This is a genomic window from Streptomyces sp. ID05-39B (genome assembly GCF_033794725.1).
Lineage (GTDB): Bacteria > Actinomycetota > Actinomycetes > Streptomycetales > Streptomycetaceae > Streptomyces > Streptomyces bobili.
This window is the reverse complement of record NZ_JARGEF010000308.1, coordinates 1-8073: the sequence shown is the minus strand read 5'-3', so window position 1 is coordinate 8073 and position 8073 is coordinate 1. Positions and strand designations below refer to the sequence as shown.

At 68.6% G+C, this 8073-nt stretch carries 7 protein-coding genes; 3 read left to right on the top strand and 4 right to left on the bottom strand.

What is annotated here, in order from left to right; genetic code table 11:
- Window positions 1-394, top strand: a 394-nt coding sequence (locus P1P75_RS37170) for an Rv3235 family protein (RefSeq protein WP_319263758.1), incomplete at its 5' end; no start/stop codon positions are given.
- Between the two features lie 141 nt (window positions 395-535).
- Here the strand turns inward: P1P75_RS37170 and secA are convergent.
- On the bottom strand, window positions 536-3343 hold the full coding sequence (gene secA, locus P1P75_RS37165) for a preprotein translocase subunit SecA (RefSeq protein ID WP_319263756.1): 2808 nt from the start codon (window positions 3341-3343) through the stop codon (window positions 536-538).
- 277 nt (window positions 3344-3620) lie between these two features.
- Here secA and P1P75_RS37160 point away from each other — a divergent pair, with 277 nt between their 5' ends.
- On the top strand, window positions 3621-4214 hold the full coding sequence (locus P1P75_RS37160; protein ID WP_319263754.1) for a GNAT family N-acetyltransferase: 594 nt from the start codon (window positions 3621-3623) through the stop codon (window positions 4212-4214).
- A gap of 59 nt (window positions 4215-4273) precedes the next feature.
- Window positions 4274-5470 (top strand): crosslink repair DNA glycosylase YcaQ family protein, encoded by a 1197-nt coding sequence (locus tag P1P75_RS37155; RefSeq protein ID WP_319263753.1) that lies wholly within the window; start codon window positions 4274-4276, stop codon window positions 5468-5470.
- A 37-nt stretch (window positions 5471-5507) separates the two neighbouring features.
- On the opposite strand, the gene P1P75_RS37150 is transcribed toward P1P75_RS37155, so the two are convergent.
- From P1P75_RS37150 to P1P75_RS37140, 3 genes are all read right to left on the bottom strand, one after another.
- Complete coding sequence (locus P1P75_RS37150; protein WP_319263751.1) at window positions 5508-6254, bottom strand: response regulator transcription factor; 747 nt, start codon at window positions 6252-6254, stop codon at window positions 5508-5510.
- 206 nt (window positions 6255-6460) lie between these two features.
- Window positions 6461-7153 carry a ribosome-associated translation inhibitor RaiA gene (raiA, locus tag P1P75_RS37145; RefSeq protein WP_319263750.1) on the bottom strand — a complete coding sequence of 231 codons (693 nt, stop codon included), beginning with the start codon at window positions 7151-7153 and terminating at the stop codon, window positions 6461-6463.
- A gap of 315 nt (window positions 7154-7468) precedes the next feature.
- Window positions 7469-8073 (bottom strand): ComF family protein (locus P1P75_RS37140; protein WP_369076353.1); only part of this gene is annotated, 605 nt, incomplete at its 5' end.

The window sequence follows — 8073 nt, the reverse complement described above, 5'->3', positions numbered from 1 at the left end:
GAGCCCCCGCAGGCCCCTCGCCCAGCCCGGACGCCCCGACACCACCGACCTCTTCGCCGACCGCCTCCTCGCGGTCCTCAGCGGCCGCCGTCCCGTCCACTCCATGCTCCGCCACACCGCCGGCCGCGCCTACGACGACCTGGCGCACCTCGCCGAACGCGGCCCCCTGCGCACCACCCGCGGCCTCCTCCCCGTCGTCCGAGACCTCGGCTACTACGTCGCCCGCCCCGGCGCCCTGGAGGTCTTCGCCCGCATCGGCACCGGCGACCGCCTGCGCGCGATGGCCTTCCGCCTGGAACTCGGCTCCGACCGCCGCTGGCGCTGCACCGCGGTAGAACTCGACGGCCCCCGCAGCCCCCACCGCGACCCCCACCGCGACCACGACCACGACTGAGCACCACCCCACACACGCCGGAGGGCCGGACCACCCTGAGGTGATCCGGCCCTCGAACGACGACTGCTTCTGCCGCCGGCCACTTGCTGGCGACTACTCCTGCCGCAAGCTACTCGCCGCCGCAGACGCTTCCGCCGCCGGCTACTTCTTGCGGCGCCGCCCGGCCTTCGCCTGCTTGCGCCGCTCCGCGCGCGTCAGACCGTCCGCCTCCGACCGCACCGGCTCCTCGTCGCTCTCGAAGTCACCCTCGACGGTGCCGCCCTCGCCGTCCACCGTCGGCGCCGAGAAGTGCAGGTTCCGCCGCTGCGGGGCATCCAGGCCCTTGGCGCGGATCTCCGGACGCGACTGCGCCGGCACCACGTCCTGCTTCTCCATGTCGACCGCCACCGCGTCCTCGACCGGCACCTCCTCGACCTGCTGCTCCACCTGGACCTCAAGGTTGAACAGATAGCCGACGGACTCCTCCTTGATGCCGTCCATCATCGCGGAGAACATGTCGAAGCCCTCACGCTGGTACTCGACCAGCGGGTCCTTCTGCGCCATCGCGCGCAGACCGATGCCCTCCTGGAGATAGTCCATCTCGTAGAGGTGCTCACGCCACTTGCGGTCCAGGACCGACAGCACGACCCGCCGCTCCAGTTCACGCATGATCTCGGAGCCGAGCGTCTTCTCACGCGACTCGTACTGCTCGCGGATGTCGTCCTTGATGGACTCGGCGATGAACTCGGCGGTCAGCCCCGCACGGTCACCGGCCGCCTCCTCCAGCTCATCCACGGTGATCTTCACCGGGTACAGCTGCCTGAAGGCGCCCCAGAGCCGGTCCAGGTCCCAGTCCTCGGCAAAGCCCTCCGCGGTCTCCGCCGACACGTAGGCGTCGATCGTGTCGTCCATGAAGTGGTGGATCTGCTCCTGAAGGTCCTCCCCCTCCAGGACACGACGACGCTCGCCGTAGATGACCTCACGCTGACGGTTGAGGACCTCGTCGTACTTCAGGACGTTCTTACGCGTCTCGAAGTTCTGCGTCTCGACCTGCGACTGCGCGGACGCGATCGCACGCGTGACCATCTTGTTCTCGATCGGCACGTCGTCCGGCACGTTCGCCATGGACATCACGCGCTCCACCATCTGCGCCTTGAACAGACGCATCAGGTCATCACCCAGCGACAGATAGAAACGGGACTCGCCCGGGTCACCCTGACGGCCGGAACGACCGCGCAGCTGGTTGTCGATACGACGCGACTCATGCCGCTCGGTGCCCAGCACATACAGCCCGCCGAGGTCCTCGACCTGCTCCTTCTCCGCCCGGACGGCCTCCTCGGCCCTCTCCATGGCGGCCGGCAGCGCAGCCGCCCACTCCTCAATGTGCTCCTCCGGGTCGAGACCGCGCTGACGCAGCTCCGCCTCGGCGAGATCCTCCGGGTTGCCGCCCAGCTTGATGTCCGTACCACGACCGGCCATGTTCGTCGCCACCGTCACAGCGCCCTTGCGGCCCGCCTGGGCGACGATCTGCGCCTCACGGTCGTGCTGCTTGGCGTTCAGCACCTCGTGCTGGATGCCCCGCTTGCTGAGCTGCTGCGACAGGTACTCGGACTTCTCGACCGACGTCGTACCGACGAGGATCGGCTGGCCCTTCTCGTGCTTCTCCGCGATGTCGTCGACGACCGCGTCGAACTTCGCGACCTCGGTGCGGTAGATCAGGTCCGACTGGTCCTTGCGGACCATCGGCTTGTTCGTCGGGATCGGCACCACACCGAGCTTGTAGATCTGGTGGAACTCGGCGGCCTCGGTCATCGCCGTACCGGTCATGCCGGACAGCTTGCCGTAGAGGCGGAAGAAGTTCTGCAGGGTGATCGTCGCGAGCGTCTGGTTCTCGTCCTTGATGTCCACCCCTTCCTTCGCCTCGATCGCCTGGTGCATGCCCTCGTTGTAGCGGCGGCCCGCGAGGATACGGCCGGTGTGCTCGTCGACGATCATGACCTCGCCGTCGATGACGACGTAGTCCTTGTCCTTCTTGAAGAGCTCCTTCGCCTTGATGGCGTTGTTCAGGTAGCCCACCAAAGGCGTGTTCACCGACTCGTAGAGGTTGTCGATGCCCAGCCAGTCCTCGACCTTGGCGACGCCGGACTCGTGGATGGCGACCGTGCGCTTCTTCTCGTCGACCTCGTAGTCGCCGGTCTCCTCGATGCCCTTCAGCGCGTTGCCCGCCTCACCGCGCTTGAGGCGCTGGACCAGCTTGGCGAAGTCGCCGTACCACTTCGTCGCCTGGTCCGCCGGACCCGAGATGATCAGCGGCGTACGCGCCTCGTCGACCAGGATGGAGTCGACCTCGTCCACGATCGCGAAGTTGTGGCCGCGCTGCACCAGCTCTTCCTGGGACCACGCCATGTTGTCGCGCAGGTAGTCGAAGCCGAACTCGTTGTTCGTGCCGTACGTGATGTCGCAGCCGTACTGCTCGCGGCGCTGGGCCGGCGTCATGTTCGCCAGGATGCAACCGACGGAAAGGCCCAGGAACTTGTGGACGCGCCCCATCATCTCGGAGTCGCGCTCGGCCAGGTAGTCGTTGACCGTGATCAGGTGAACGCCGTCACCCGACAGAGCGTTCAGATACGCGGGCAGCGTGCCGACCAGGGTCTTGCCCTCACCGGTCTTCATCTCGGCGACATAGCCGAGGTGCAGCGCCGCACCGCCCATGATCTGCACGTCGTAATGGCGCTGACCCAGAGCACGCTTGGCGGCCTCACGCACCGTGGCGAACGCCTCCGGCAGCAGGTCGTCCAGCGTCTCCCCATCGGCGTACCGCTGCTTGTACTCATCGGTGAGGGCCCGCAGCTCGGCGTCGGAGAGGTCGACGAAGTCCTCTTCGATGGAGTTGACCTGGTCCGCGATGCGGTGCAGCTTGCGCAGGATCTTGCCTTCGCCTGCACGCATGAGCTTTGAGAGGACGGACACGGGGGTTGGTCTCCTTGCCGGTCGGGCCTGGGACGGTCTGTTTCATTTGACTTACTGAGCAACGGCCATCGTATGCGAGGACCCCGCCACGCCGGGAGGCCTGCTGTGACGCGGACCGCACACTGCCTCACGACAGCGCCGGAATCTCCTCACAGGCACAACGGCCGGGCCCCGCCGATGGTGCCGCGCCCCGCGAACGAATTGCGCGAATTGTGATCACCCGCTCACACACCGCGAAAACATGGCGCCGCCCCGGCCCCACGCGCAGAATCGGCCGATGGAGCCCGTCACCCTCGCCACCGACCGCCTCGTCCTCCGCCCGGTCGGCCCCCAGGACACCGACGCGGTCCACGCCGCCGCCCAGGACCCCGACATCCAGCGCTGGACCACCATCCCCTCCCCCTACCTCCCCGGACACGCCCGCAGCTTCACCGAACAACTCGCCCCCGAAGGCTGGGCGAACCGCTCGATGTTCACCTTCGGCGTCTTCCTCCCCGACCACACCCTCACCGGCCTCCTCAGCCTCACCATGCGCTCCCTGGGCACCGCCGAGGTCGGCTTCTGGGCCGCCAAGGAACACCGCGGCCACGGCTACATCACCGAGGCCACCCTGACCGCCTCCCGCTGGGCCTTCACCCACCTCGCCGTCGACCGCGTCGAATGGCGCGCCGAAGTCGGCAACACCGCCTCCCGCGCGGTCGCCGAACACGCCGGCTTCACCCTGGAGGGCACCCTGCGCTCCGCGATCAACAACAAGGGCGTACGACGCGACTGCTGGGTGGCCTCCCTGCTCCCCTCGGACCTTGGCCTGCCCTCAGCCACCCCCTACATCCCGGCGGCACCACCGCCCCCCGGCCCCGCCCGCCACTGAGCACGGGCGAACCCGCAGCTCACGGCCCGCTGTCAGACCCAGCCCCTATCGTGCGCACCATGACGACCCCGCCCCCCGCCACCGAACTCTCCGCGGACGAGGCCCGCCGCATCGCCCTGCGCGCCCAGGGCTTCCTCGGCACACCCGACCGCAGAGCCGGCGTCCGCGGCGTACTGCGCCACCTCGGCGCCGTCCAGCTCGACACCATCTCCGTCCTCGCCCGATCCCACGAGCTCATCCCGTACGCCCGCCTGGGAGCCGTAGGCCGCACCACCGTCGAGAACGCCTACTGGAAACCCACCTCCGGCACGCCGGAGGCCCGGCCCCACGCCTTCGAGTACTGGTCCCACGCCGCGTGCATCCTCCCCATCGAGGAATGGCCCCACTTCGCCTTCCGCCGCCGCGCCTACCGCGGCCGCCCGCACTGGAACCACACCCTCCCCGAGGGCACCTACGAGCAGGTCATCAAGCAGCTCCGCACCGAGGGGCCCCTCACCGCCACCGAACTGGGCGGCGCCAAGAAGACCAGCGAATGGTGGGACTGGTCCGGCACCAAGGTCGCCGTCGAACGGGCCCTGATGCACGGCGAAGTCGTCTGCGTCGAACGCCGCGGCTGGAAGCGGGTCTACGACCTCGCCGAACGCGCGATCCCCGCCGACCTCCTGCACGACGAACTCGACGACGCCGAATGCCTGCGCCGCCTGGTCGGCCTCGCCGGCCACTCCCTCGGCGTCGGCACGCGCGCGGACATCGCCGACTACCACCGTCTGAAGGGCGAACAGGTCGACGCGGTGATCGCCGACTCCGGCCTGGTCCCGGTCACCGTCGAAGGCTGGGGCAAACCGGCCTGGGCCGACCCGACGGCCCTGGCGACACCCCCGCGCGGCCGCCACCGCACCACGCTGCTGTCCCCCTTCGACTCCCTCATCTGGGAGCGGGCCCGCACCGAGCGGATCTTCGGCTTCACCCACCGCCTGGAGGCCTACGTGCCCAAGCCCAAGCGGATCCACGGCTACTTCGCCATGCCCGTACTCGCCGGCGGCCGGCTCGTCGGCCGGGTCGACCCCGCCCGCGAGGGCCGCACTCTGGTCGCCCGACAGATCACCCTGGACGGCCCCAAGGCCGTACCCGCCGTCACCCAGGCCCTGATCGAAGCGGCGAGCTGGGTCGACTGCACCGACGTACGGGTGGAACGCGTCGACGCCCCCGAACTGCGCGACCCCCTCACCCGGGAACTCGCGCGCGCCCTCGCCTGACCGTCACCCGACCGCTGCGGAGAGCCCTCAGCCGGGCCTACCGGATCTCGAGGATCTTCTCCCGCATCGCATACACGACCGCTTCCATCCTGGAGTGCAGCTGCAGCTTCTCCAGAATGTTGCGCACATGGTTCTTCACGGTGTTCTCGGAGATGAACAACTCCTTGGCGATGTCCCGGTTGTTCATCCCCGTGGCGACAAGTTTGAGCACTTCCAGCTCACGGTCCGTCAACCGCGGCGCGGGCACCAGCCTGCGCTCGTCGGTCCGCTGGATCATCGATTTGAACTCGGTGAGCAGTTTCGACGCCATCGAAGGACTGATCTGCGACTGACCGTCCGCCACCGCGCGAATGGCCGTGGCCACCTCGTCCGTGGAGATCTCCTTCAGGAGATAACCCGTCGCACCCGCCTTGATCGCCTCATAGAGATCGGCCTCCTCATCACTGATCGTCAGCATGATGATCTTCGCGCTGGGAGCGACCTCCTTGATCGAGGTGCACGCCTCGATACCGCCACGCTTCGGCATCCGTACGTCCATCAGCACGATGTCCGGAAGCAGGTCGGCCGCCTTGTCCACGGCCTCCGCCCCGTCACCCGCCTCACCGACGACCTGGATGTCCTCCTCCGCGGCAAGCACGATCTCCAGCCCTCGGCGGAACAGGGCATGGTCGTCCACCACCAGAACCCTGATCGGCTCCTTGCGGGGAGCCCCCCCGTCCGGGCCCATGCCGACAACGCCCTCGACGGCATCCCCGTCATGCATCGGTCCGAAGCTGTCCGCCATCGTTCCTCCCCCTGAAGGCTGTGGCCGTGGTCCAGTGCCATCGCCAACGCAAGGCAACGACCCACCGGTTGAGCCGTTGCCGCCATGATTCCATGCCTGGACGACAACGCGGTGACAGAGCGACGTCCGAAGGGGCGCACACGGGTGCCCCTGGGGGCGCACACGCGCTCCAGGGGCACCTGCTCAGCTGTCACCGAGGGGCCGGGTCAGCCGCCCAGCGCGCCGCCCGCCTCGGGGGAATGCGCCTGCGCGACCATCGGGTCGGTGTTGAGGTGAATCACGCCGTAGTCGTAGGCGTGGCGCCGGTAGACGACGCTCGGTTCCTTCGTCTCGGAGTCGACGAAGAGATAGAAGTCGTGCCCGACCAGCTCCATCTCGTAAAGAGCCTGGTCAAGGGTCATCGGGGCGGCCACGTGGGTCTTCTCGCGCACCACGAGGGGGCCGTCGCCCTGTACCTCCAGCGATCCGATCTTCTTCGTCGGCACGCCGGCGGCCTCGTCGGACGGGACGGGGTGGCCGTTGCCGCTGAGGGTCGCGACTCCGGGGACGTGGTCGGCGACCTCCGCCGCCGAGATCCGTCGCGCGCCACGCCGCGTGTAACGCTTGTCGTGCTGCTTGCGCAGCTGGGCGTCCAGCTTCTCCGCCGCCAGATCGAGTGCCGCGTACGGGTCGCTGGCCGCCGCCTCCGCACGGATCACCGGACCGCGGGAGCGGAGCGTGATCTCCACCCGGTCGCACCGGTCGGCCTGTCGGGGGTTGGGCTCCTTGGACACCTCGACGTCGAGGCTCATCACCTTGCCGTCGAGCTTCTGGATCTTCTCCAGCTTCAGCTTCTCGGCCACGTGCTTGCGGAACCGCTCGGGCACCTCGGTCTTGCGGCCCTTGACGACGATGTCCACGCAGAACTCCGTTCCCGGATCACTCCGCATCAGCGGCGGAGCATCTCCCTTTTGCACCAGGCTCCGGTGGGCACCGGAACCTCGGACTCGGTGACTTCCACCTCCTCCTCCCCCACGGGCGAGATCTCCACCCCAGGTGCTGCGGGTGATTACCGAAAATCGCAGCACAGCGTTCGGAATCGAGAGGTGTGGCCTGCGGCTTTCCCTCACAACCGAACATATCTCGCCCGGACGGATGTCGTCACCCTCTACCGCCGCGTACCTCCGTTCAGGCGAATTCGTCCTCTCATTACCTGCAACGACACAAGTCCTCGGTCAGTTCCGGTTTATTTCGAAAGCGTCCGGCGGCGCAGCGACGACGGCCGCGCACAGCAGGTCACCCGCCTGCCCGACACCCGTCTGCCACACCGGCACCTGTCCCATGCCTCCGTTCAGCGCTCCGGACGGTCGTACCCCTCTGCCTTCCCGAGCAGCGCCCCCGTACACGGCCACCACGACTCCTTCACCTCCGGACCGCCCGACAGCACGGGGAGCACCGACAGCACGGTGAGTACCGACAGGACGGTGAGTACCGGGAGTACCGGGAGTACCGGCGGCCGGCTCCGCTTCCATCGCCGCCCGCACGGCACGCGCCGCCTCCGCGAGAGAGGCACCCGTCGTCACCAGATCGTCCACGAGCACCACCGCACCCGCATCCCGGAGCAGCCGCCCGCCACCGGCCACCACCGCCAGCGCGCCGGCCAGATTGCCCAGCCTCTGCCGCGAGTTGAGCCCCGCCTGATCGGCCACCGACCGCCGCTGCCGCAACACAGCGGCCACCCGCGCCGGCACCCCCCGGCCCCGCAACTCCGAGGCCGCGGCCAACGCGATCCGCCGGGCCGGATCATGACCGCGGGAACGGGTGGACCGGGGGGCGGAGG